This is a genomic window from Vibrio sp. Vb0937 (assembly GCF_033338855.1).
This window is the reverse complement of record NZ_JAWOTK010000250.1, coordinates 1-1,284: the sequence shown is the minus strand read 5'-3', so window position 1 is coordinate 1,284 and position 1,284 is coordinate 1. Positions and strand designations below refer to the sequence as shown.

At 45.6% G+C, this 1,284-nt stretch carries 2 protein-coding genes; both read right to left on the bottom strand.

What is annotated here, in order from left to right; translation table 11 throughout:
- Window positions 1–523: endonuclease III (gene nth, locus R7P67_RS24840; protein WP_318086320.1), on the bottom strand; the 523-nt coding region annotated here is incomplete at its 3' end.
- Window positions 524–602: 79 nt separating this feature from the next.
- The coding region (locus tag R7P67_RS24835; RefSeq protein WP_411912817.1) for an electron transport complex subunit E at window positions 603–1,284 on the bottom strand (682 nt) is incomplete at its 5' end.

Sequence of the window (1,284 nt, the reverse complement as noted above, 5' to 3'; positions counted from 1 at the left end):
CATCGAGTTTGAACTCTTTTGGTACCACTTTTAATAGCTTTTGTTCGACGTCATCTACCGTTTTTCCCATCGCAAACTTAGTACGATTCGAAACGCGATAAATGTGCGTATCGACGGCAATGGTTGGCCAACCAAATGCGGTGTTGAGCACTACATTGGCTGTCTTACGTCCGACTCCTGGAAGAGCTTCAAGAGCGTCGCGATCTTCAGGCACTTCGCCATTATGTTTTTCTAATAAGATCTTACAGGTTTTGATGGTGTTTTCTGCTTTTGAGTTAAACAGGCCAATAGTTTTGATGTATTCCTTCAAACCATCGACACCCAAATCGAGAATACTTTGTGGCGTATTCGCAACGGGGAAGAGCTTATCAGTGGCTTTGTTTACACTGACATCGGTCGCTTGCGCTGAAAGTAGCACAGCGATGAGTAACTCAAATGGAGAGCTCCAGTTCAGTTCCGTTTCAGGATTGGGGTTGTTTTCTCTTAATCGTTCAAGAATTTCTATTCTTTTTTCTTTGTTCATTGCTGACTTCCAAACCCGTCTTTGCGGTTTATGAAAAAGGCCCTACGAGTGGTAGAGCCTTGATTTTAGAATTCTTATATTATGCGTTAGTTACGCGAGCACGCTCAATGGCCGGTTTTTCTTCTTTCGGCTGACGAGCCTGAATTGAGCTGTCGATAACATTTTTCAACGCAATCAAAAGTCCTACACCGATGAAAGCACCTGGTGGTAATAGTGCTAATAAGAAGCTGCTATCAAATTGGAATACTTGAATGCGCAGCGCTGCAGCCCAGTCACCCAATAGCAAGTCTGCGCCGTCAAACAATGTGCCGTTGCCGATAAGCTCGCGCATTGAGCCCAACACAACTAGCACACTGGTCATGCCCAGTCCCATCCATAAGCCGTCCAATGCGGCAGGAAGCACATCATTTTTTGAAGCGTAAGCTTCGGCGCGACCGATGATGATACAGTTGGTTACGATCAACGGGATAAAGATACCCAGTGATAGGTACAATCCGTAAGCGTAAGCATTCATTAGTAGCTGGACGCAGGTTACGAGTGACGCAATGATCATAACGAAAACCGGAATTCGGATCTCTTTAGGAACATAGTTACGGATCAGTGAAACCGTTACGTTAGACCCCACTAGTACCAGTAATGTGGCAATACCAAGACCCAGCGCGTTGGTGATCGTCGATGAAACGGCGAGTAGAGGACATAAACCGAGCAGCTGAACCAATGCTGGGTTGTTGCTCCACATGCCGTTCTTCATCAATTGTTTG